Origin of the sequence: Ruixingdingia sedimenti (assembly GCF_031432425.1) — a bacterium.
Classification (GTDB): domain Bacteria; phylum Pseudomonadota; class Alphaproteobacteria; order Rhodobacterales; family Rhodobacteraceae; genus Ruixingdingia; species Ruixingdingia sedimenti.
The window spans coordinates 1-21,253 of the sequence record NZ_JAVKPH010000013.1; the positions used below are offsets into that span (position 1 = coordinate 1).

Below are 21,253 nucleotides of genomic sequence, written 5' to 3' on the forward strand. Positions count from 1 at the left end.
GCTTGCCAGTCGGCGCGGCCTTCCACGTCATGGCGGGGTCGAACCAGATCGTCAGAGAGCCGCGGCGCTTGAGCGCTTGGTTATAGGCGGGCCAGTTCCTGGTCTTGTAGATCGGGGGTGTCGGTCTGCTCATGCAGTCAAGCTACCACGCTGGATTCACGAGATGAATCCCTCACGCGATTTGTGCAACAGAGCCGGTGAAATCCTCGGCAAAGTCCGTCCAAGTGTTGTGGTGTCAATGGGTGGCACGGCAAACCGTGAAATCTGCCGGTTGCTCAAGGTTCGCAATACCGAGAGCTACCCTATAGGCTGGGGAAATTACGTTGCTTCTCGAGGTGACTTTGGAGGTGGAACATGGATTGGCCTGCCCCACCTTTCCCGCTTCGCCATCATGAAACGAAGCGAAAGCCAAGCGGCGCTGAATGAGTTGTTCAAAGATCTGGACTGACCGCAAACCCGCCCCATCCCTCACTCCTTCCGGTAAGGCTTGCCCAAGGCCGCCGGCAGATGGGCCGACCGTGCCGCCGTCACCAGCCCGACCAGCGCCACGACGTAGGGCAGGATGGTGAACAGCTGGTACGGTACCCCGGGGTAAAGCGCCTGAAGCCGGATCTGCGCCGCCTCGGCCATGCCGAAGACCAGCGCCACCGCCAGCGCGCCCAAAGGGTTCCAGCGCGCAAAGACCACGCAGGCGATGGCGATGAAGCCGCGCCCGGACACCATGTTTTCCACGAACCCCGCCAGCTGCGCGGTGGACAGGAACGCGCCCCCGGCCCCGGCCATCGCGCCGCCGAAGGCGCAGGCGGCCATGCGCACGCGGTCCACGTCGATCCCGGCGGCATCGGCGGCCTTGGGGTTTTCGCCCACCGCCCGCAGGGTCAGGCCAAGCCCCGTGCGCGCCAGCATCCAGGCCAGCGCGACCGCCAGCGCCACACCGACATAGACCAGCGCATGGTGGCCGAATACCAGCCGGCCCAGCACCGGCAGATCGGCCAGCGCCCCGAAATCCAGCCGCTGGAACCCCGGCACCTGCGCCGGCGTGCCCTGCCCGAAGGCCAGCCGGTAGCCGAAGCCCGACAGGCCCAGACCCAGCAGGATCAGCGCGATGCCCGATACGATCTGGTCCACCTTCAGCCTGACCGCGAACACCCCGTGCAGCAGGCCCATCGCCATCCCGCCCGCCATCGCCGCCGCCAGCCCGCCCCAGGGGCTGCCGGTCTGCACCGCGAACAGCACCGCCAGGAAGGCGCCGACCAGCATGATGCCCTCCAGCCCCACGTTCAGCACACCCGCGCGCTGTGCCACCGTTTCGCCAAGGGCCGCGAACAGGATCGGCATCGCGAACCGGATGCCCGAGGCGACCAGCCCGAGGATCAGCACCATGTCCATATCCGCCCCCTATCCCTGCCCCGCCCGCCGCCGCAGCACCGCCGCGGCAAGGAAGGCGAGGATGATCGCCGCCTCGATCACATGCACCAGCGGGAAGGGCACGGCGGTGGTGCGCGCCACCGTGGCCGACCCCACATAAAGCCCCGCAAAACCGAAGGCGGACACCGGCACCCACAGGGGGCTCAGCCGCGCCAGCAGCGCCACCGCGATGGCGGTGATGCCGAAACCGGGGGCGAAACCCTCTTGCAGCCGGCCGTGCAGGCCCGCGATCTCCACGATGCCTGCCAGCCCCGCCAGTGCGCCGCCCGCGCCCATGACGCTGATCACCACCCAGCCCGGGCGCAGGCCGCCGTACCGCGCGGCCTCGGGGTTTGCGCCGGTCAGCGTCAGGGCAAAGCCCCACCGGCTGCGCGCCACCAGCGCCCAGACCACGGCGACCGCCGCCAGCGCGACCAGCAGCCCCGCCGACACCCGCGTGCCCGGCACCAGCACCGGCAGCGTCAGATCGGCGGCCAGTTTCGCGGACCGGGGGAAGATGCCGGTCGGTTCCTGCAACGGGCCGCGCACCAGCCAGCTGAGCAGCTGCACGGCGATATAGTTGAGCATGATGGTGGCGATGATCTCGTTCGCGCCGAAGCGGGCCTTGAGCACCCCGGCGACCAGCCCCCAGAGCGCCCCGCCCGCCATGCCCGCAACCAGCAGCCCCGCCAGCCCCAAGGGCCACGGCAGCCCGGCCAGCAGCGGCGCACAGGCCACCGCCGCCACCGCGCCAAGCGTCAACTGCCCGTCCGCGCCGATGTTGAACACCCCGGCCCGGAAGGCGAGCGCGACGCCGAGGCCGATCAGGCAGAAGGGAATCGCGCGCACCGTGGTATCGGCCAGCCCGTTCGCGGTGAAAAACCCATAGCGCACCAGCGCGGCCAGCACCGCCACCGGGTTTTCCCCCGCCAGCGCGATCAGCCCGGCCAGCGCCGCCGCGCCAAGCACCAGCACCGCCACGGCGGCGGCAAAGGCGGGGTCGCGCGTCCGTGTCATGACTTGCGTTCCCATCAATGCCCCGCCATCCAGCCGCCCAGTTCCGCCCGCGTCACATCCGCCAGCCGCACCGGCCCGCGCATATGGCCTGCGGCAAAGACCATCACCCGGTCGGCCAGCCGCCAGATCTCGCCCAGATCGGCGGATACCAGCAGCACCCCCGCGCCCCGGTCGCGCGCGGCGCGCAGGTGATCCTGCACGGCGGCAATAGTGCGGATGTCGAGCCCGCGCGAGGGATGCGCCGCCAGCAGCAGCCGGGGCTCGCCCAGCAATTCGCGCGCCAGCACCAGTTTCTGCTGATTGCCCCCCGACAGCCGCCCGATGGGCTGATCCGGCCCGGTGGTGCGGATCGCGTAATCCGCGATCGCCGCCGCCGTATCCGCCCGCGCATGGCCGCGGTCCAACAGCGGGCCGCGGGCATAGCGGGGGCCGGACAGATGCGACAGGATCAGGTTTTCCGTCAGGCTCAGCCCCTCGGCGATGCCCTGGTGGCGGCGGTCGTCGGGCACATGCGCCAGCCCCGCGCGCCGCAGCGCAGCCGCATCCAAGCCCGGGCGGCGGCTGTCGAACGCGCCAAAGGCCACATGCCCCGCATCGGGCAGGGCGAGGCCGGCGAGGCACTGGATCAGTTCGGCCTGCCCGTTGCCTTCCACCCCCGCCAGCGCGAGGATCTCGCCCGCGCGCAGGTCGAACCCCACGCCCTCCACCGCCACGGACCCGTTGGCGCGCCGCAGCCGCAGGCCCTCGGCCGTCAGCAACACCGGGCCCGCCGCGTGGTCCTCGGGCACGGGGGCGGCGTCGTCGGTGGCGAAATCGGCCGACAGGCGGCCGGCCATTTCCGCCGCCGCATCGGATCCTTCCTGCCCCGCGATCATCAGCGAGACCACGGCTTCCGGCGTGAATGCGGCCACCGGGCGGTCGGCCACCAGATGCCCCGCATGCATCACCGCCGCGCGGTCGCAGATGCGGAACACATCGGCCAGCTTGTGGGTGATCAGCAGCACCGCCACCCCCTTGGTGCGCAGCCTTGCGATGACGGCGAAGAGGCGATCCGCGTCTTCCTGCGTCAGCACGGCGGTGGGTTCGTCCAGCACCAGCAGGTCCACCGGGCGCGACAGGGCGCGCAGGATTTCCACCCTTTGCTGCCCCGCCACATCCAGCGATCCGATGCGCGCATCCGGGTCGATGGCGATGCCGACCTCTGCCGCCAGCGCGGCCACCCGGGCGCGCAGGCTCGCACGGTCCAGCCGCCCCGGGCCAGCGGCGCCGAGGGCGAAGGTTTCCGCCACGGTGAAACTGTCCACCAGCGCGTAATGCTGATGCACCACGCCGATGCCGCGGCCCTGCGCCGCGCGGGGGTTGGGCAGCGTCACCGCCGCCCCCTTGATGCGGATCGTCCCGGCATCGGGCTGCGTCATGCCCGTGATCATGTTGACCACGGTGCTTTTGCCCGCGCCGTTCTCGCCCACCAGCGCCACGACCTCTCCGGGGTGCAGCGCAAGGTCCAGCCCCGCCACGGCGCGCACGGCGCCGTAGCTTTTGGCCAGACCCGACAGGGCAAGAACGGCTGCGGTCACTTGCCGGCCTTGCCGTCGCGCACGTCGGCCAGCACGGCATCCACCACGGCCTGCTTTTCGGGGGTGATCATCGCCTCGAACCTGCCGCGGAACGGGGCGAGGCCGATGCCGTTTTCGTTCAGGCCCAGAACCGTGACCTCGGGCTTGATCGAACCATCCACCACCTTGCCGATGGCCATGTCGATGTTGACGCCCATGTTGATCAGCGCCGTGGTGACGATGGTGTCGGGCGCCATTTCGTAGGCGTCGAAGGCGGTGCCGATCGCCATCACCCCGGCCTGACCGGCGGCCTGAATGGTGCCGACCACGTTTTCGTTGCCGGTCGAGGTGACGACATCCGCCCCCTGCTCGATCAGCGAGGTGGTGATCTCTGCCCCCCGCGCGATGTCGGAGAAGGATCCGACATAGGCCGACAGCACCTTCACATCGGGCTTCACCCGCGTGGCACCGGCGGCGAAACCGGCGTTGTAATCCTCGATCACCGGGACGGGGATGCCGCCGATATGGCCGATCACGCCCTTTTCCGTCACCAGCGCGGCGACGGCCCCGGCGATATAGCCCGCATCGCCCCAACGGTTGTCGAACGACGCCACATTGGGTTCCGCCGCCACCTGCGCGGTGTTCACGATGAACCATGTGTCGGGGTATTGGGCGTGGATTTCCAGCACCGGTTCCGCGAACTGGAAGCCGTGGCCGATCACCACGTCATAGCCGTCGCGGGCGTAAGAGGTCAGCACCTCGGCGATCTGCGCGAAATCGGTGTTCTCGCGCACCGACACCTCGATGTCGTATTTCGCCTTGGCGGCGAGGATGCCTTCGTTCGCGGCGGCGTTGAAGGTGCCGTCGGTGATCGAACCGGGCAGCACCAGCGCGACGCGCAGGGTTTCGGCCCCCGCGGCCAGCGGCAGCGCCGCCAGCGGCAGGGCAAGGATCAGGGCTGATTTGGGCAGGCGGGCGGTCATGGCGGTCTCCCTGTGTTTTATGGTTGGTTCTGGTCGTCACATGCGGGCAAGGATTTCGTCGACGCTCAGCACGTCGCCGAACTGCTGGATGATGGTTTCCAGCGATGCGCGGTGTTCGTCGTCCGACAGCGCGGCGGTGCCGTCGGATACCATGACCACGTTGAAATCCAGCATCATCGCGTCGCGCGCGGTGGATTCGCAGCAGACATTGGTCTTGGTCCCAGTGATCAGCAATGTGTCGATGCCAAGGCTGCGGCACAGCCGTTCGAGGTTCGACGACCCCGCGATCAGCGCGCTGTAGCGGTTCTTGAAGATCTGGACGTCGTCGGGGTGCACGTCCAGTTCCGGCCAGATCTTTTGCCCCTCGCCGCCCGGCGACAGGCTGGCGATGGTGCGGGCGCGCACGTCGTCGGCGACGAAATTGTCGAAGAAGCCGCGCCAGTCGCTGCCCGTGCCCGCGCCCATGTTGGCATGCGTGACCCAGATCACCCGCCCGCCGCGCGCGCGCACGCCCGCGTTCAGCCGGTTGATGGGCGCCACGATGGCGCGCGACAGCGGCACCTCGGCCGGGGCGCCGGGTTCGCAGAAGGTGTTCTGCATGTCGATCACCACCACCGCCGTGCGCGCGGGGTCGAGCCGGTCGAACAGGTGCAGCCGCCCGCGGCGGGCCAGAACGCGGTCGATGATTTCCTGACGGATGGCGGTGTCGTGCATGTCGTTGCCTCGCATGGGTCAGAAGCTCAGCCCGTCGGAAAACACCCAGACCACGCGGGTGGTGCGGGGGGCGGTGTTTTCCCAGTGATGGGGGACAGAGCATTTGAAGTGGATGGTGTCGCCGGGGCCGAGGTCGTGCACCTCGCCGTCGATGTCGAAACGGATCGCGCCGTCCAGAATGTGGCAGATTTCCTCGCCCGGGTGGGTCATGGGTTCGTCCCCCGACCGGCCGCCGGGGGCGATTTCGCCCAACCGGGCCTCCAGCACGCCGGGGGCGAAATCGCCGTGCAGGTCCTGTAGCGCCAGCCCCATTTCGGGCAGGTCGAGCCGGGGGCGCGCGCCCTCGCGCATCACGCTGAAGGCGGCGGGGCGCGCGCCGCGGTCGATGAGGAAGCCGAGGTTCGCCTCCAGCGCGGCGGCGAGGTTGATGGCGTGGACGAGGCTGGGGCTCATCTGCCCGTTCTCGATCTTGGATATGGTCGAGGTGGGCACGCCCGAGGCCGCCGAAAGTTCGCCCAAACTCCACCCCCGCGCCTGCCGCAGGCCGCGCAGCGTGTCGCCGAGGGTGGCAAGGGGCGGGCCTTCGGGCGCGGGGGTCATCACGCGCCTGCCAGCCGGTCGATCAGCGGGGGGTCGCCCTGCATCGCGGTTTCGGTATCCAGCAGCGCCGCGCAGCCGGGGCAGAAGAACTGCCGCAGCAGGACGGCATCGTCGCCGGTATCCCAGCCATGCCCGCCCGCCGTGGCCAGCGGGGTTTCGCGGCGGACGGCGTGGTGTTTCCACGGATCGGCCGCCGGACCCAGCACATGGCCGCAGGCGGCGCAGGCGCAATCGCCCCCCGCCAGCCGGATCGCGGGCGACAGAAGCCGCCCCCTTGTCGCCGTATCGGTCATTGCACCATCCCCCCTGCCAGCCGGTCCTGCCGGATACCCGCGCGCAGGGCCGCGGTCGCCGCGGCATCCACCGCGCCGTCGGCCAGCGCCACGCCATAGATCGCCCGCGCGCTGTCCGCGCTGACCAGCCCTGCGGCCACATCCGCCGCCACCCGGTCGGGGTCGCGGGCGATCGGGTCGCCGAACCCGCCGCCGCCGTTCCAGCGGACGTAAAGCGCATCGTGCCCCTTCAGCGGAAAGACGCCCCAGGACACCCGTTCCGCCGTGCCCGGAATATCGTCCAGCCCCGCGGCGGCGGCGGGGGTGTTGCCCCTTTCGGGCGCCTTGACCCAGACGTAGGAATTCGGCGCGCCGGGCCAGCCGCCGGCCAGCCCCTCCGACATCGGATGCCGCGCGCCCTTGCCGGAAATCACATAGTCGATGCCGCCATCCGGGGCCTTGTGCGCGACCAGCGCCATTTCGCCCCCGGTGCCGCCCCGGTACATCCCCGGGCCCCCCGAATCCGGTGCGCGGCGGCGGAACAGATAGCGGATCGGAAACGCGCCCTCGACCGTTTCCACATTCGCCATGCGGCTGATGGGGTTCGGGATCTCGCCCCCGATTTCCACCCCGTCGGCAAAGCTGCGCGCGCCGCCCGCGCCGGCGAAGGTTTCGGTCAGGATGCCGATGGAATAGCCGCCCTTCTGGTTGCGGCCGAACTTGAAGATGGCGAAGTGGTTGGCGTGCCAGACGGCCGTCGCCTCTTCCCGGTACTTGTCGGAGGCCGCCAGCATCTTGCCGATGGTGGTGCAGGCGGCGTTGTTCACCGACTGGATCGCGCCCACCGTCGCCACCGATACCGGCGCGGGGCGGGTGCAGTTCACGATGGTGCCTTCCGGCGCGATCATCTCGATGGGCCGGATCACGCCCTCGTTCCAGGTGATGTCATAGCACAGCAGCGGGAACAGCGGCGCGAAGAGGCCCCCGAGCGAGGCCCATTTCGTGCAGTTGATCGAGAACGGGCTTTGCGGGTCCGACCCGGTGAAGTCGAAGACCAGCCGGTCGTCCTGTTTCGTCATCGTCAGCACCACCCGCGCGGTGGTGCCGTTCACGTCGAGGTATTGGCGCGATTGCCATTGCCCGTCCGGCAGTTCCCGCAGCCGGGCGCGCAGCAGGGTTTCCGATTGTTCGATCAGCCGGGCGCAGGCGGTATCCACCGCCTCGGCCCCGTATTTCGCCATCAGCGCCTGCATCCGGTCGCGGGCGACGTTGTTGCAGGCGATCATCGACCGCAGGTCGAGCGACACCATTTCCGGCGACCGCACCATGTTCAGGATGGTGTCCAGCACGTCCTGCCGCATCTCGCCCTTATGCACCAGCCGGATGCCGGGCGAGGAAAACCCTTCGGTGAAGATGTCGACCGCCTGGGGGGCGAAACCGCCGGGGTTCATCGCGCCGATGTCGGTGACATGGACGAAACAGGCCGACCACGCGACCAGCCGCCCGTCGTGATGGATGGGCGCGACAAGGTAGATGTCGGAGGTGTGCAGCGCCGCGGTATAGGGGTCGTTCAGCAGGAACACGTCGCCTTCGTGGATGTCGCCCGCGAAACGCCGGATGATGGCCTTGCACGCCTCTGCCGCCGAGGTCAGGTGGTGCAGGAACCCCACGCCCCCCATCAGCAGCGTCCCGTCGGCCCGGTAGAGCGAGACCATGAGGTCGTGCCCCTCGTTCGTGATCGCGCTGCCCGAGACGTGCTTGAGGGTGATCACCGCCTCGTCCACGATGCGGAACAGGCGGTGGCGGATGATGGAAAAGGTCATCGGGTCCATGTCGGGCCTCCGTTCGGTCTGTCCGGGTTCAGGCATGATACTGCACCACGATGTTGCGCCAGCGGTCCATGCGGGCGTGGTGGCCGGAATGCAGCGCGATGGTGGTGATCGGGGTGTGGATCACCGCGGGGCCCGTCACCTCCATCCCCGGGGCGAGGCGGGTGAAATCGTAGATCGTGCCTTCGGCCATCGCCCCGCCGGTGGCGTCGAAGATGCGGCGGCGGCCGATCAGGGCGGGGGTGGCGTCGGCGGCGCCCTCGGCTTCCTCGGGCAGGGCGGGGCGGGGCATCAGGCCGCGTGCGGTCAGGCGGAACATCGTCATCTCGATCCCCGCCTCGCGGTAGGCCGACCCTTTGCCGTATTTGCGTTCGTAAAGCGCCTCGAAATCGTCGACCAGCCGGGCCACGCCCGCGCCGTCCAGCGGCGTCGGGGCGGAAACGGCGGTCGTCACCTCGTGCACCTGCCGCGAATAGCGCAGGTCGACCGACCATTCCATGCGCACCCGGTCGCCCGTCACGCCTTCGGCCGCCAGTTGCGCGCGGGCCTGTTCTTCCAGCGGGGCGAAAAGGGCGTTGATGCGTTCCGCCGGCGTATCGGCGGGCAGGGTCAGCGTCACGGCGTATTCATGCGCGATGTCGGCCGACACCAGCCCGAAGGCGCAGTTGACCGATGCGGTATAGGGAATGACCACGCGCTTGACGGAAAGTTCCTCGCCGAAGGCCGCGGCCAGCATGCCGCAGGTGCCGCCGAAGGAATGCAGCACGAAATCGCGCGGGTCCAACCCCCGTTCCACGGTGATTTCGCGGATCAGGTCGGTGATCTGGGCGCTAGCGATGCGGTAGATGCCGATGGCCGCCTGTTCCACCGGCAGGCCGAGCGGTTCGGCCACCGTTTCGCGGAAGATGCGTTCGGCCTTTTCGCGGTCGAGCGTGATCGACCCGCCAAGGAACTGCCCCGGATCCATATAGCCGATCATCAGCATCACATCGGTCAGCGTCGGTTCCTCGCCGCCCTGACCATAGCAGATCGGGCCGGGCCGCGCGCCTGCGGACCGCGGGCCGACCATCGGCAGGCCGGTGCGCGGATCGACGGTGACGATGGACCCGCCGCCGGACCCGATGGACACCACCTCGATCTTGGGCGCGACATAGTGGAAGCGGTCCACCATCGGCTCGCGCGCATATTCCAGCTGGCCGTTCTGGATCACGCCGACCTTGAAGGTCGTGCCCCCCATGTCGGCGGCGATCACATCCCGGTCGCCCATCAGGTCGCCCAGAAACCGCGCGCCGATCACGCCCGCGGCGGGGCCGCATTCGATCAGCCCCACGGCGCGGTCGGCGGCCTCGTCGGCGGGCAGAAGGCCGCCGTAGCCCTGCATCACCATGGTCGCGCCGCCGTAACCCTTGCCGGCAAGCTGGCTTTGCAGCGAGGTCAGGTAGCTGCGCGTGATCCGGCCCGCATAGGCGTTGATGACGGCGGTCGAGGTGCGTTCGTATTCCCCCGGCACCGGCGCGATGTCCGACGACAGCGTGACATAGGCCCCCGGCGCCACCCGGGCGATGATGTCGCGCACCCGGCGTTCGTGGTCGGGGTTGAGGAACGACCACAGGAAGGACACCGCGATGGCCTCCACCCCCTTTTCGGCGGTCAGGAAGCGGACGGCGCGTTCCACCGCCGCCTCGTCCAGCGGCAGGACCACATCGCCGTCGCAATCCACCCGTTCCGGGATGCCCGCCACCGCGTCGCGCGGGGTCAGCGCCGGGGCGCGGTCGGTCTTGACCGGATGCTTGATGCGTTCCTCGGTCAGGCCGGACCAGCGGCCATAGGCGCCGCGGGTGACGTGCAGCGTGTCCTCGAACCCTGCCGTGGTCAGCAGGCCGGTGCGCGCGCCGTCGCGGGTCAGCACCGCGTTGTCCACCACCGTGGTGCCGTGGATGAACAGATGCGTCCGCGCCAGCAGCGATTCCAGCGTCATCCCCATCGGCCCGGCCGCCGAGGCGATGGAGTTCAGCACCCCGGTTTCGAAATCCGGCGGGGTCGACAGCGCCTTGCCGATATGGATCGCACCGTCGCTGCCGAACACGATGGTGTCGGTGCAGGTGCCGCCCACATCGGTGGCCACCAGATAGCTTGCCTCGCCGTTCTGCATCATCGGCGTCGTCCTCCTGTCAGGGCGCGTCGGGTTGGCCGTCGCGGCGGATGTCGGTCACATGCAGCAGCCGCGCCGGGCCGCCGCCGTCATGGGCCAGCGCCAGCACCTGCCCGGGCTGCGCGTGATAGCTGTCGCCGGGGCCGAGTGCGGCGGGCGCGTCGCCGGCGGCGGTGGCGGCCAGCACGCGGCCCGCGATCACCATGGCAAAGCTCGGGTGCCGGGCCGCCGGTTCGGGGGCGGGATGCGCGGGGCCGGGGGGCAGCGCCAGCAGCCGCGCCGACAGCGCCGCATCGGCAAGGCCGTCCGTCAGATCCTCTGCCGCGCCGGCCCGCGTCACCACCGCCACGCGCGGCCGTTCCGCCCCCGCCGCCGCCACCATCCGGTCGAGAGAGACGCCAAGCGCCTCGACCACCGCGACGACGGTGCCGAGGCTGGGGTTCGACTGGCCGGATTCCAGCGCGCGGATGGCGCCGATGCTGATGCCGCTGCGATCCGACAGCGCCCGCAGCGTCAACCCCGCCGCCTGCCGCTGGTCGGCCAGATGCCGGCCGAGGCGGGCCAGATCGGCCTTGCGGAACCGCGCGGGCAGGGGCGCCGCCGGGGGCGGGGTTCTGGCAGGCCCGGTCATGATGCGCGCCCCTGTTTCATAAACAGTATCTGGTACGCATGATTCGAAATAAAGCAAGCGCCGCCTTTGACGCCGGGTCACTTTTTCCCATCGCTCCGTTTGCGGCGGTCGGGGCGGCGACGAAATCGCCGCGCCGCCCTGTACACCGCCCGTCCGCCTGCCTAGTGTGCGCCGCGCCGAGAAAGTGACAGGAGCCCGAGGGATGACCGGATATGTGCTGACCGTGCAATGCGCTTCGCGCCGCGGGATCGTTGCGGGGGTGGCGGGCTATCTGGCCGAAAAGGGCTGCAACATCACCGACGCGGCGCAGTTCGACGACACGCAAACGGGGCGGTTCTTCACCCGCGTCAGCTTCATATCCGAAGAGGGCGCGACGCTGGACGACCTGCGCGCGGGCTTCGCGGCGGTGGCCGGACCCTTCGGCATGGACTGGGCGATCCACGACAGCGCGCGGCTGGCCAAGGTGCTGCTGATGGTGTCGAACTTCGGCCATTGCCTCAATGACCTGCTCTATCGCTGGCGGATCGGGGCGCTGCCCATCGACATCGTGGGGGTGGTGTCGAACCACATGACCTATCAGAAGGTGGTGGTGAACCACGACATCCCCTTCCACCACATCCGCGTCACTGCCGGGAACAAGTCCGAGGCAGAGGCGCGGCTGCTGGAGGTGGTGGAGGAAACGGGGACCGAACTGATCGTGCTGGCGCGCTACATGCAGGTGCTGTCGCCGGATCTGTGCGCGCGCATGTCGGGGCGGATCATCAACATCCACCATTCCTTCCTGCCGTCCTTCAAGGGCGCGAACCCCTACAAGCAGGCGTATGAGCGGGGGGTGAAGCTGATCGGGGCGACGGCGCATTACGTGACCGCCGATCTGGACGAAGGCCCGATCATCGAACAGGACATCGTGCGCATCACCCATGCGCAGAGCCCGTCGGACTTCATCGGTCTGGGCCGCGATGCCGAGGCCGCGGTGCTGGCCCGCGCGGTGCATGCGCATATCCACCACCGGGTGTTCCTGAACGGGTCCAAGACGGTGGTGTTCCCCGCATCGCCCGGATCGTACACGTCCGAACGGATGGGCTGAGGCGGCCCCGTCGCCAAAGGATGCGGGGGCGCCCCCCGCTCTGATTGGCGAAGGCGCGTGCCTTCGCCATGGGCTAACCTTTCCGCTGCCCCGGCCAGCGCCCGCCCCGCCCATGGCGGGCGCTACTCGCCCGCCGGGGCAGGCGCTGGCCTACCCGGTGTTCCCGGCATCTCCGCCCCTGCGGCCCTGTCGCGCCACGGGCGGGGGAAACGCAGTGCGTTTCCTTTTCCCGCCCGGGTCAAGCGGTGCAGTGGAACACCGCCCCGCCCTAGGGCCGCGACAGGATGTCGGTCAGGAAGGCCAGGAACAGCTCGCGTTCCGAGGTGATGTCGAGCTTGTAGTAGAGCCGCCAGCGGTGGTTCTTGACCGTGCCGGGGGAGATATCCAGCCGTTCGGCGATCTTGGCGTTCGGATAGCCGTGCAGGATCAGCCCCACGATGTCGGATTCGCGCTGCGTCAGCCCGTGGCTGCGGCAGAAGAGGTCGATCAGGCTCTGGCTCGGCAGGGCCACCGGCCCCTCGGCCTGCTGTTCCAGCCGGATCAGCAACCCGCCCGGCGCGATGGAAAAGCCGGGGCCGCAATCCTCCCAGTGCAGGATATGGCCGTGGTCGAGCGGCAGATGCCCCTCGCCCGCCGCCCGGGCGCGCTGTACGGCCGCCAGCAGGCCGGGGGTGGCGGCGGGATGGGTTTCCCACGCGGGCGAGGCATAGACCTGCGCCCCCGCCGCATCGAGGATCAGATAGGCCCCGTCCGCCCGCCCCGGTTCTGCCCCCCCGCGCATGGCGCGGAAGATCACCTCGTCCAGATGGCGTTCGTGGATGGCGACGATGGCGGGCAGCATCGCCTCGGCATGCAGCCGTTCCTCGCCGGTGAAGGAGGAGGTCAGCTTTTCGCAGCAGACCGCGATGGTCACGCCCCCCGGCGCGGGCAGCAGGATGGCGAGTTCATCGACGATGAAGGCCATCTTGAAAAGCTCGGACAGGTAATGCGCCTCGTCCGCCAGAAGCTCGTCCGAGGACCGCAGGCTCGCCACCTGCGGGCGGCGGTGGCGGCGGGCGAGATCGGCCAGCGGGTCGATCCGGTAAAGCCCCGAGAGGTAAAGCGCCACCGCCGATTCCGACATGAAGCGGTTGACCAGAAAGGCCGGGCGGTCATAGGCGCTGTAGCGCATCACCAGCCACTGGTCGCAGGCGAAGGCGCGGGCGAAGAAGCGCGACAGCACCTCGTAGAAGCCATCGCTGCCGATGGCGCGGACGAGCGAGCCGATTTCGGAATAGACCTGATCCATCGGCTGCGGGGCCAGCATCGGCGGGTCTGCCGCCGTGGCGGGGCGGGGGCGGGCGGGATCGCGCGGGCGGGTGACTGCGGTCATCTTGTTCCCCGGGGCCGATGGTCCATTCTGGCGGGGTGTGTCGTCGCGAAAGGAAACACCGGATGCCCGCCCTGCTGCAAGCCCTGCCGAAACCCCGCGACAAGGCGGCCAATCTGGCGACGGTCGAGAAATACGCGCGCATCGCCGCCGCCGTGGGGGCGGAATTCCTGTGCTGCCCGGAACTGTTCCTGACCGGCTACAACTTCGGCGCCGACCTGCGCGATCTGGCGGAGCCTGTGGGCGGCCCCTCGGTCGCGCGGCTGCGCGACATCGCGCGGGCCGCGGGCGTGGGGCTGGTGGTGGGGCTGCCGGAACGCGACGGCGCGCGGGTCTACAACAGCGCCGTCGCCATCGACGCAGGCGGGGCATTGGCCGGGGTCTACCGCAAGATCCAGCTGTTCGGCGCGGCGGAACCGCAGGTGTTCACCCCCGGCGAGGGGCCGGTGGTGGCGCGGATGGGCGCGCGGCGCGTGGGGCTCGCCATCTGCTACGACGTGGAATTCCCCGAGATCGCCCGGGCCCTGACCCGGGCGGGGGCAGAGATCATCTGCGCGCCCACGGCCAACATGGCCCCCTATGCGCAGGTGCCCACCACGCTCGTCCGCGCCCGGGCGCTGGAGAACGGGGTGGCGGTGGTCTATGCCAATATCGCCGGGCAGGATGGCGATCTGACCTTCATCGGCGGCAGCGCCATCGTGGGCTTCGACGGGCGCGACGCGGCCCGGGCGGGCGAGGTGGGGGAACGGTTCCTGCATGCGCGCGCCGAAGAGATCCTTGCACCCGAGGGCCATCCGCTGCGGTCCACCCAACTGGCCGACCTGCGGGGCTGAGGTCGGCCGGGGCAAGCCCCGGCCTGATATCCATCGCCCCCACCCGGCGGTTGGCCGGGTGGAGGGTGCGGGAGCCTCCGGCGGGAGTATTTATGGAAAGGTGAAGCCACAGGGCGCGCGCCTCACCATTTTCTGTCCTTAAATATCCCCGCCGGAGGCTCCCGCACCCTCCGCCCGCACCACCCGCCGGAAGAAAGGCCCTGCGCCGCCCGTCCGCCGGAGCAGGAGGGCCGCTCAGCGCCGGGCGTTGCCGGCCAGCGCCTCGAGGATCAGCTGCACGGCGAGGCGCGAGGTGATGCCGTCGTGGTCGTAGGGGGGCGAGACCTCGACCAGATCCATTCCGCCGATCCCGACCTTGGCCAGTTCGGACACCAGCGCGATCGCCTCGCGCGAGGTCATGCCGCCCGGGGCGGGCACGCCGGTGCCCGGCGCATAGGCGCCGTCGATGGCGTCGATGTCGAAGGTCAGGTACACGCTGTCGGTGCCGTTGCCGGCGATGGCCGCGGCCTCGCGCGCGACGGCGACGGGGCCTTTCTCGACAATGTCCTCGATGGGCATCAGGGTGATGCCCTTGCGGCGGATGTAGTCGAGTTCGTTGCGCGGGTTCATCCAGCCGTTGGTGCCGATGATCGCGATCTTCGCCGGGTCGAACCCCGCATCCACCGCCCGGGTGATCGGGCAGCAATGGCTCAGCGGTTCGCCCCCCACGTCCTCGGCGGTGTCGAAATGGCTGTCGACGAGGATCAGGCCGGGATTGGCATGGCGTTTGCGGAAGGCGCGGACGCAGGCGATGGTGATCGAATGATCGCCGCCGAGCGTGATCGGCATCGCGCCGCCGTCGAGCACGGCCGAGACCATGCGTTCGGCCAGATCCATCGTGCGCACCGCCGATCCCGGCACCACCGGCACGTCGCCGCAATCGGCGAAGGTGTAGTGGTCCTGAAGGTCGATGCCGCGGTTGGCGTTGAAGAAGCTGAACTGGTCCGATGCCTCGCGGATCGCGCGGGGGCCGTAGTTGGTGCCGGTGCGGCTGATGCACATCGCATCCCAGGGAAAGCCCAGGACGGCGGCGGTGACGCCCGCGGCCCGGATCGCCGCCGCATCGGCGGGCAGGCGCGGCGTGCGCAGGAAACTGCCCCCCGTGCCCGCATGCAGCAGGCCCGAAAAGGCATCCGCGCTGAAAGTTCCGGCATCCGACATTCGATCCTCCATCATTCCTGAACGGGCCGCCGCGGGGTATGCCGGGGGCGGGCCGGATATGCCGACGATGGCGGGGCGGGGCGGGGGTGCCAATGGTGGCTCCAGTCACCATTGCCCGAAACGCGCGGGGGGTCGAAGCTTTCCCCGTCGCGAGCCGCCGTGGATTGCCGTGGGTTGCCCCGGGGCAGGCTTGCCGCCAATGACAGAACCAATGGGGAAGGACAGATCATGCGCAGAATACCGGGTTTCCTTTGGCGGGCGCTGGCCGGGGCCGCGGCGGGCGTGGCGCTGGCCGCGCCGCTGCCGGCGCTGGCCGCCGATCCGATCGTCGTCGGCGCGCCGATCCCGATCACCGGGCCCTTCGCCAGCGACGGGCTGGCGATGCAGCAGGGGCTGGAACTGGCGGTGGAACAGAAGAACGCCGCCGGCGGCCTGCTGGGCCGGCCGCTGGAACTGAAAGTGTTCGACATCGGCGACCTGACGCCCGACAAGCTGGAGGCGGCGGGGGTGAACCTCGTCCAGCGGCAGGGGGCGAGCGTGCTGATCAACGGCTATGGCGGCATGGGGCCGGATATTCCGGCCTTCTGCGCCTATCCGGTGCCCTATATCAACAACAACGCCACCTCGAACGTGATCCCTTTGCGCAACCAGATGGAATGCGGCAACATCTTCATGGGCTCGGACGTGGACATCGCCTATGCGCGGCAGGTGTTCGCGCAGGTCGGCGCGCTTCTGCCCGAGGGGCACCCCAGGACCATCGCCATCATCCACGGCCCCTACGACTGGGAACTGAACGTGGCCGAGGGCATGCGCGAAAGCGCCGCCGCCGCCGGGTGGGAGGTGGTGATGGACGCCGAGGTGCCCTATGACAACCGCCAGTGGCAGGGGATCCTCGCGGATGTGAAACGCGCCGCACCGGGCCTCGTGGTGTTCGAACTCTTGGACACCGCCGGCACCAGCACCTTCATCGACCAGTTCCTGCTGGACCCCGCGCCGGGCGCCTATCTTTACGCGGGCTACATCTTCTCGACCCCCGCCTTTCAGGAGGTCGTGGCGCGCGGCGGTGCGGACGGGGTGATCGGGATGACGGTTTCCTCGCAGCTGCCGGGCGAACGCGGGGATGCCTTCGTCGCGGCCTGGCAGGCAAGGTACGGCAGCGCGCCGCCCTTCAGCATCGGCGCCGCGATCTATGACGAGTTCAACCTGTGGGCCGCCGCGGTGGAACAGGTGGGCAATGCCGACGACCATGCCGCGATCAACGCCGCGATCCGCGCCATGAACTATGACGGCATCACCGGCCGCTATGCCTTCAACGACGATCACTATGTGCCGGTGGGCGACGACACGCTGCCCTCGCATCTGATCCAGGCGAGCGGCGGGCAGATCGTCACGCTGATGGTCGGCAGCCAGAAGCAGCGCGATCTGGCGCCGGCGGCGCGATGAGCCTGCCGCAGGCGGCTGCCCCCGCCCCCTCGCCCGCCCCCATGCCGCAGGGGCGGCTGGAGGTGCGGGGGCTGACGGTCCGGTTCGGCACGATGACCGCGCTGGACGGCGTCGGCTTTCACGTCGAACCCGGCGAGACCTTCGGCATCGCCGGGCCGAACGGGGCGGGGAAAAGCACCCTGCTGGCCGCCTGCACCGGCCATCTGCGCCCCGCGGCGGGCGAGGTTCTGCTGGACGGGCGGTTGCTGCGGGGCCGCCCGCATGCCTTCTGCCATGCGGGTGTGGCGCGGATGTTCCAGATCCCGCGCATCTTCGCCTCGCTCGACGTGCGGGAAAACGTGCGCACCGGCGCGATCTTCGGCCGCCCCGGCGCCACCCCCGCCGCCGCCCGCGACGAGGTGGAGCGGATCATGGACCAGACCGGCCTTGCGCCGTTCGCCACCCGCCCCGCCGACAGCCTGCCGCTGCTGGCGCGCAAGAAGGTGATGCTGGCCGCGGCGCTTGCCACCGGGCCGCGGATCCTGTTCATGGACGAACCGCTCGGCGGGCTCAACGAGGCGGAAATCGAGGAATTCTCGGCGCTGATCGAACGGATCCGGGCCGAACGGGGCCTGTCGGTCGTTCTGGTCGAACACAAGATCCGCGCGCTGGTGCGGCTGTCGGGGCGGATCATGATCCTGAACTTCGGCAAGGTGCTGCGCATCGACCGGCCCGCGGCGATCCTGTCGGATCCCGAGATCATCCGGCTTTATCTGGGTAAGCGGCATGAGCATTGAGGTTTCGGCCCTGAACGTCTTTTACGGCGATTTCCATGCGCTGCATGACGTGTCGCTGCATGTGCCCGAAAGGTCGATGACCGGGATCGTGGGGGCGAACGGGCATGGGAAAAGCACGCTGCTGAAGGCGATCTGCGGGCTGCTGCGGCCCCGCAGCGGCACCATCACCTGGCGGGGCGAACGCATCGACGGGCTGGACGCCCCCGATCTGGTCGCCCGCGGCATCGTGCATGTGGCCGAGGCGCGGCATCTGTTTGTGGACATGACGGTGCGCGAGAACCTGATGCTGGGCGCCTATGCCACGCGCGACCGGGCGGCGGTGCGGGCGCGGCTGGACCGGGTCTTTGCGCTCTATCCCCGGCTGGCGGAACGGCAGGGGCAGGTGGCGGGCACGCTCAGCGGGGGCGAGGCGCAGATGCTGGCGCTGGGCCGGGGCATGATGGCGGGGGCCGAACTGATGGCGATCGACGAACCCTCGCTGGGCCTTGCGCCGGCGCTGACCGAACTGATGCTGGACACCATCGCCGCGATCAACGCCGCCGGCACCACGATCCTTCTGGTGGAACAGAGCCTGCCGCTGATCGCCGGGCGCGTGTCGCCGGTCTACGAGATCGAAGAGGGCAAGGTGCGCCCCGCCGGCGATGGGGAAGGGGCGGGCGCATGATGCTGACGCTGACCAACATCTTTTTCAGCGGCCTGTCGCTGGGCGCGATCTACTGCATCTTCGCGCTAGGGCTGTCGCTGGTCTATGGCACGTCGCGGGTGCTGAACTTCGCCTATGGGTCGATGTACATGACCGCGGCCTATGGGGCGTGGCTGCTGTCGGACGGCTGGCTGGGGCTGAACTATCCGGGCGTGTTCCTGGTGCTGATGCCGGCGGCCTTTGCCTTCGGCCTGCTGGTCGAACGGTTCGTCATCCGTCCCGTGCGCAACCGGCCGCAGTGGAAGACGGCGACGATGATGACGACGCTCGGCTTCGCCTTCGTGCTGGACAACCTCAACCTCGTGGTCTTCGGGCCCACCGCCAAGGCGATGCCGCCGCTGATGGAGGGCGCGGTGCAGATCCTGGGCGTGACGGTGGCGAACCAGACGCTGGCGGTGGTGGGGCTGGCGCTGCTGGCGGTGGCGGTGTTGCAGGCGTTCCTGACCTGGGCGCCGCTGGGCCAGGCGATGCGCGCGGTGTCGCAGGACATGGCGGGGGCGGCGATCGTCGGCATCCGGGTGAACCGGGTGTTCGCGCTCGGCTTCGGGTTGTCGGCGATGCTGGCGGCCTTTGCGGCGCTGCTGCTGTCGCCGGTCTATCTGGTGTCGCCCCTTGGCGGCTGGCCGCCGTTCCTCAAGGCCTTCGTCATCGTGGTGTTCGGGGGCCTCGGCAGCACGCAGGGGGTGATGTGGGCGGCCTTCATCCTCGCCTTCGTCGAAGCCGCCGTGATCGCCGTTTTCGGCGCGACATGGATCCTGCCGGTCTGGTTCGTGGTGCTGCTGGCGGTGCTGCTGGTGCGCCCGCGCGGGTTGATGGGCAAGTGGGGGAACTGACGATGGCGCAGCGCGGGGCATGGGGACTGGCCGGGGCGGCGGCGCTGGTTCTGGCGTCGGGGCCGCTGTGGCTGAACGATTATTTCCTGCATGTGCTGATCCTGTGCTTCATCTGGACCATCGTGGTCGCGGCCTGGGATCTGACCATCGGCTATGCCGGGATCTTCAACTTCGCGCAGCTGGCGCTGTTTTCGGTGGGGGGATACGGGTCGGCCATGCTGGCGATGCGGCTCGGCCTGCCGCCGCTGGCGGCGATGGCGGGGGCGGCCGTGGTCACGGGGATCTTCGGCTTCCTGATCGCGCTGCCCTGCCTGCGGCTGAAGGGGGAATATGTGGCGCTGTTCACCTTTTCCGTCCATCTGGCGCTGCCGACCTTTCTGGAAAAGGGCCGCGCCTTCGGCACCGGGGGCGCGACGGGGCTGATGGGCATCCCGCCGGTCAAGCTGTTCGGGGTGACGCTCAACACCGCGAACAAGACGGGCTGGTATCTGCTGGCGCTGGCGGCGGCGGCGGTGGCGGTCTGGCTGATCTATGCCGTGATCGTGCGCAGCCGCGCCGGGCGGTCCTTCGTCGCCCTGCGCGACGCAGAGGATTTCGCCCGCTCGCTCGGCGTCGACGACATGCGGGCGAAACTTCTGCTGTTCACCCTGTCGGCGGCGATCACCGGCTTCGGCGGTGCGCTTTACACCCATTACATCGGCGTCATCACCCCCCGCGTTCTGGGCAACGAATTCTTCCTGCTGGCGATGGTGATGCTGAGCATCGGCGGCATGGGCCGGTTCCCGGGGGTGATCCTGGGGGTGTTCGTGGTGATGATCGGGAACGAGCTGTTGCGCGAATTCGGGCAATACCGGCTGCTGATCCTCGGCATCGCGGTGGTGGCGGTGGTGATCTGGCTGCCCGATGGCCTTGGCGGGCTGGTCGCGCGGCTGCGGGGGCGGGCGGCGCGATAGCGCGCGCGCCGGGGTGCATTCCGCTGGCGGCGGTGCTATGGCGCGGGCGTTGGTTCATGACCTGACGGAGACCCCGATGACCGATCCGGCCCCCCGGACCCCCGACCACCCGGTCGACCCCGCCTTTCCCGCCCGCTGGTCGCCGCGCGCCTTCACCGATGCCGGCATGCCGCCGGCCGATCTGCTGACGGTGCTGGAGGCCGCGCGCTGGTCGCCCTCCGCCTCGAACACGCAGCCGTGGCGGTTCGTCTATGGCCTGCGCGGCAGCACGGGCTTCGCCGCGATCGCCGAGGGGCTGACCGGCGGAAACCGGGACTGGGCGCCCCGCGCCGCGGCGCTGGTGGTGACGGTGGCGCAGACCGAAGGGCGGGACGCCGGGGGCAACCCGCGCGCGCAGCGGTGGGCGGAACACGACACCGGCGCGGCGGGGTTGGCGATGGCGCTACAGGCCGAAAGGCTGGGGTATCGCGCGCATCCGATGGGCGGGTTCGACCCCGCCGCCCTGCACCGCGCGCTGGCGATCCCCGAGGCGGGCCACCGGATCATGGCGGTGATCGCCATCGGCCGCCAGGGCCCGGCCGACCTGCTGCCCGAACAGCACCGCCCGCGCGAGACGCCGGGCCCCCGCCAGCCGCTGGCCGAACTGGCGTTCGAGGGGCGCTTCGGCGGGTAGCGCGGGCAAAACCCCGGCCTGCACCCCTTCGCCCGGCCGCTGGCCCGGCGGCCTCCGGCGGGGATATTTGAGTCCAGCCTGAAGAACACGGGCTCGCCCTTCTCCGAAAGGGCGCGCCCGTGTGCATTTTCTGTCCAGAAATATCCCCGCCGGAGGCCACTGACTTCTCCCCCCTACCCAAGGCCGGGCAGGGCACCCGAAGGCCGGGGCAAGCCCCGGCAT

At 69.7% G+C, this 21,253-nt stretch carries 21 protein-coding genes and 1 pseudogene; 9 read left to right on the forward strand and 13 right to left on the reverse strand.

Annotation, left to right across the window (positions count from 1 at the left end):
* Positions 1-133: pseudogene (locus tag RGD00_RS12070) on the reverse strand (IS5/IS1182 family transposase); the annotation flags it as partial.
* Between the two features lie 30 nt (positions 134-163).
* Here RGD00_RS12070 and RGD00_RS12075 point away from each other — a divergent pair.
* Entirely contained in the window at positions 164-448 is a 285-nt protein-coding gene (locus RGD00_RS12075) for a hypothetical protein (protein WP_310457586.1), read from the forward strand.
* A 20-nt stretch (positions 449-468) separates the two neighbouring features.
* Here RGD00_RS12075 and RGD00_RS12080 read toward each other — a convergent pair whose 3' ends face one another.
* From RGD00_RS12080 to RGD00_RS12125, 10 genes are read right to left on the reverse strand one after another with little or no spacing between them, the layout of a single operon-like run.
* Positions 469-1,389 carry an ABC transporter permease gene (locus tag RGD00_RS12080; protein ID WP_310457587.1) on the reverse strand — a complete coding sequence of 307 codons (921 nt, stop codon included), beginning with the start codon at positions 1,387-1,389 and terminating at the stop codon, positions 469-471.
* Between the two features lie 9 nt (positions 1,390-1,398).
* Positions 1,399-2,424, reverse strand: coding sequence for an ABC transporter permease (locus tag RGD00_RS12085; protein ID WP_310457588.1), 1,026 nt, complete (start codon positions 2,422-2,424; stop codon positions 1,399-1,401).
* Positions 2,425-2,438: 14 nt separating this feature from the next.
* On the reverse strand, positions 2,439-4,001 hold the full coding sequence (locus tag RGD00_RS12090; RefSeq protein WP_310457589.1) for an ABC transporter ATP-binding protein: 1,563 nt from the start codon (positions 3,999-4,001) through the stop codon (positions 2,439-2,441).
* Positions 3,998-4,963, reverse strand: a complete 966-nt coding sequence (locus RGD00_RS12095; protein ID WP_310457590.1) for a BMP family protein — start codon at positions 4,961-4,963, stop codon at positions 3,998-4,000. Before RGD00_RS12095 ends, RGD00_RS12090 begins: the two co-directional genes overlap by 4 nt.
* A gap of 36 nt (positions 4,964-4,999) precedes the next feature.
* On the reverse strand, positions 5,000-5,677 hold the full coding sequence (locus RGD00_RS12100; protein ID WP_310457591.1) for an isochorismatase family protein: 678 nt from the start codon (positions 5,675-5,677) through the stop codon (positions 5,000-5,002).
* An 18-nt stretch (positions 5,678-5,695) separates the two neighbouring features.
* Positions 5,696-6,277, reverse strand: coding sequence for a helix-turn-helix domain-containing protein (locus RGD00_RS12105; protein WP_310457592.1), 582 nt, complete (start codon positions 6,275-6,277; stop codon positions 5,696-5,698).
* Positions 6,277-6,570, reverse strand: coding sequence for an acetone carboxylase subunit gamma (locus tag RGD00_RS12110; protein ID WP_310457593.1), 294 nt, complete (start codon positions 6,568-6,570; stop codon positions 6,277-6,279). The genes RGD00_RS12105 and RGD00_RS12110 overlap by 1 nt, the downstream gene beginning before the upstream one ends.
* Positions 6,567-8,381: a hydantoinase B/oxoprolinase family protein gene (locus RGD00_RS12115; protein ID WP_310457594.1), complete on the reverse strand. Its 1,815-nt coding sequence runs from the start codon at positions 8,379-8,381 to the stop codon at positions 6,567-6,569. The genes RGD00_RS12110 and RGD00_RS12115 overlap by 4 nt, the downstream gene beginning before the upstream one ends.
* 28 nt (positions 8,382-8,409) lie before the next feature.
* Positions 8,410-10,533 (reverse strand): hydantoinase/oxoprolinase family protein, encoded by a 2,124-nt coding sequence (locus RGD00_RS12120; RefSeq protein WP_310457595.1) that lies wholly within the window; start codon positions 10,531-10,533, stop codon positions 8,410-8,412.
* Positions 10,534-10,549: 16 nt separating this feature from the next.
* The gene (locus RGD00_RS12125) at positions 10,550-11,161 is read right to left on the reverse strand and encodes a helix-turn-helix domain-containing protein (RefSeq protein ID WP_310457596.1); all 612 of its coding nucleotides are present in this window, start codon (positions 11,159-11,161) and stop codon (positions 10,550-10,552) included.
* 202 nt (positions 11,162-11,363) lie between these two features.
* Between RGD00_RS12125 and purU the strand changes: the two genes are divergently transcribed.
* Positions 11,364-12,248, forward strand: coding sequence for a formyltetrahydrofolate deformylase (gene purU / locus RGD00_RS12130; RefSeq protein ID WP_310457597.1), 885 nt, complete (start codon positions 11,364-11,366; stop codon positions 12,246-12,248).
* Positions 12,249-12,516: 268 nt separating this feature from the next.
* On the opposite strand, the gene RGD00_RS12135 is transcribed toward purU, so the two are convergent.
* The gene (locus RGD00_RS12135; protein ID WP_310457598.1) at positions 12,517-13,620 is read right to left on the reverse strand and encodes a helix-turn-helix transcriptional regulator; all 1,104 of its coding nucleotides are present in this window, start codon (positions 13,618-13,620) and stop codon (positions 12,517-12,519) included.
* Positions 13,621-13,682: 62 nt separating this feature from the next.
* On the opposite strand from RGD00_RS12135, the gene RGD00_RS12140 reads away from it, so the two are divergent.
* Entirely contained in the window at positions 13,683-14,450 is a 768-nt protein-coding gene (locus RGD00_RS12140; RefSeq protein WP_310457599.1) for a carbon-nitrogen hydrolase family protein, read from the forward strand.
* Between the two features lie 234 nt (positions 14,451-14,684).
* Here RGD00_RS12140 and speB read toward each other — a convergent pair whose 3' ends face one another.
* A complete protein-coding gene (speB, locus tag RGD00_RS12145; RefSeq protein ID WP_310457600.1) occupies positions 14,685-15,650 on the reverse strand; it encodes an agmatinase in 966 nt (321 codons plus the stop codon).
* A gap of 228 nt (positions 15,651-15,878) precedes the next feature.
* Here speB and RGD00_RS12150 point away from each other — a divergent pair, with 228 nt between their 5' ends.
* From RGD00_RS12150 to RGD00_RS12175, 6 genes are all read left to right on the forward strand, one after another.
* Complete coding sequence (locus tag RGD00_RS12150) at positions 15,879-17,093, forward strand: ABC transporter substrate-binding protein (protein ID WP_310457601.1); 1,215 nt, start codon at positions 15,879-15,881, stop codon at positions 17,091-17,093.
* On the forward strand, positions 17,090-17,869 hold the full coding sequence (locus RGD00_RS12155; RefSeq protein WP_310457602.1) for an ABC transporter ATP-binding protein: 780 nt from the start codon (positions 17,090-17,092) through the stop codon (positions 17,867-17,869). The genes RGD00_RS12150 and RGD00_RS12155 overlap by 4 nt, the downstream gene beginning before the upstream one ends.
* Positions 17,859-18,533, forward strand: coding sequence for an ABC transporter ATP-binding protein (locus tag RGD00_RS12160; RefSeq protein WP_310457603.1), 675 nt, complete (start codon positions 17,859-17,861; stop codon positions 18,531-18,533). Before RGD00_RS12155 ends, RGD00_RS12160 begins: the two co-directional genes overlap by 11 nt.
* Entirely contained in the window at positions 18,530-19,405 is an 876-nt protein-coding gene (locus tag RGD00_RS12165) for a branched-chain amino acid ABC transporter permease (protein WP_310457604.1), read from the forward strand. Before RGD00_RS12160 ends, RGD00_RS12165 begins: the two co-directional genes overlap by 4 nt.
* Positions 19,406-19,407: 2 nt before the next feature.
* The gene (locus RGD00_RS12170; protein WP_310457605.1) at positions 19,408-20,358 is read left to right on the forward strand and encodes a branched-chain amino acid ABC transporter permease; all 951 of its coding nucleotides are present in this window, start codon (positions 19,408-19,410) and stop codon (positions 20,356-20,358) included.
* Positions 20,359-20,434: 76 nt separating this feature from the next.
* Entirely contained in the window at positions 20,435-21,031 is a 597-nt protein-coding gene (locus RGD00_RS12175) for a nitroreductase family protein (RefSeq protein ID WP_310457606.1), read from the forward strand.
* Positions 21,032-21,253 lie beyond the last annotated feature (222 nt).

What these genes read in the sequence shown, in the direction of transcription:
- RGD00_RS12150 (WP_310457601.1), top strand. Translation starts at nt 15,879, where the DNA reads ATGCGCAGAATACCGGGTTTCCTTTGGCGGGCGCTGGCCGGGGCCGCG.
- RGD00_RS12080 (WP_310457587.1), bottom strand. Translation starts at nt 1,389, where the DNA reads ATGGACATGGTGCTGATCCTCGGGCTGGTCGCCTCGGGCATCCGGTTC.
- RGD00_RS12175 (WP_310457606.1), top strand. Translation starts at nt 20,435, where the DNA reads ATGACCGATCCGGCCCCCCGGACCCCCGACCACCCGGTCGACCCCGCC.
- RGD00_RS12120 (WP_310457595.1), bottom strand. Translation starts at nt 10,533, where the DNA reads ATGATGCAGAACGGCGAGGCAAGCTATCTGGTGGCCACCGATGTGGGC.
- RGD00_RS12135 (WP_310457598.1), bottom strand. Translation starts at nt 13,620, where the DNA reads ATGACCGCAGTCACCCGCCCGCGCGATCCCGCCCGCCCCCGCCCCGCC.
- purU (WP_310457597.1), top strand. Translation starts at nt 11,364, where the DNA reads ATGACCGGATATGTGCTGACCGTGCAATGCGCTTCGCGCCGCGGGATC.
- RGD00_RS12075 (WP_310457586.1), top strand. Translation starts at nt 164, where the DNA reads ATGAATCCCTCACGCGATTTGTGCAACAGAGCCGGTGAAATCCTCGGC.
- RGD00_RS12125 (WP_310457596.1), bottom strand. Translation starts at nt 11,161, where the DNA reads ATGACCGGGCCTGCCAGAACCCCGCCCCCGGCGGCGCCCCTGCCCGCG.
- RGD00_RS12095 (WP_310457590.1), bottom strand. Translation starts at nt 4,963, where the DNA reads ATGACCGCCCGCCTGCCCAAATCAGCCCTGATCCTTGCCCTGCCGCTG.
- RGD00_RS12155 (WP_310457602.1), top strand. Translation starts at nt 17,090, where the DNA reads ATGAGCCTGCCGCAGGCGGCTGCCCCCGCCCCCTCGCCCGCCCCCATG.
- RGD00_RS12115 (WP_310457594.1), bottom strand. Translation starts at nt 8,381, where the DNA reads ATGGACCCGATGACCTTTTCCATCATCCGCCACCGCCTGTTCCGCATC.
- RGD00_RS12165 (WP_310457604.1), top strand. Translation starts at nt 18,530, where the DNA reads ATGATGCTGACGCTGACCAACATCTTTTTCAGCGGCCTGTCGCTGGGC.
- RGD00_RS12085 (WP_310457588.1), bottom strand. Translation starts at nt 2,424, where the DNA reads ATGACACGGACGCGCGACCCCGCCTTTGCCGCCGCCGTGGCGGTGCTG.
- RGD00_RS12110 (WP_310457593.1), bottom strand. Translation starts at nt 6,570, where the DNA reads ATGACCGATACGGCGACAAGGGGGCGGCTTCTGTCGCCCGCGATCCGG.
- RGD00_RS12170 (WP_310457605.1), top strand. Translation starts at nt 19,408, where the DNA reads ATGGCGCAGCGCGGGGCATGGGGACTGGCCGGGGCGGCGGCGCTGGTT.
- speB (WP_310457600.1), bottom strand. Translation starts at nt 15,650, where the DNA reads ATGTCGGATGCCGGAACTTTCAGCGCGGATGCCTTTTCGGGCCTGCTG.
- RGD00_RS12100 (WP_310457591.1), bottom strand. Translation starts at nt 5,677, where the DNA reads ATGCACGACACCGCCATCCGTCAGGAAATCATCGACCGCGTTCTGGCC.
- RGD00_RS12140 (WP_310457599.1), top strand. Translation starts at nt 13,683, where the DNA reads ATGCCCGCCCTGCTGCAAGCCCTGCCGAAACCCCGCGACAAGGCGGCC.
- RGD00_RS12105 (WP_310457592.1), bottom strand. Translation starts at nt 6,277, where the DNA reads ATGACCCCCGCGCCCGAAGGCCCGCCCCTTGCCACCCTCGGCGACACG.
- RGD00_RS12160 (WP_310457603.1), top strand. Translation starts at nt 17,859, where the DNA reads ATGAGCATTGAGGTTTCGGCCCTGAACGTCTTTTACGGCGATTTCCAT.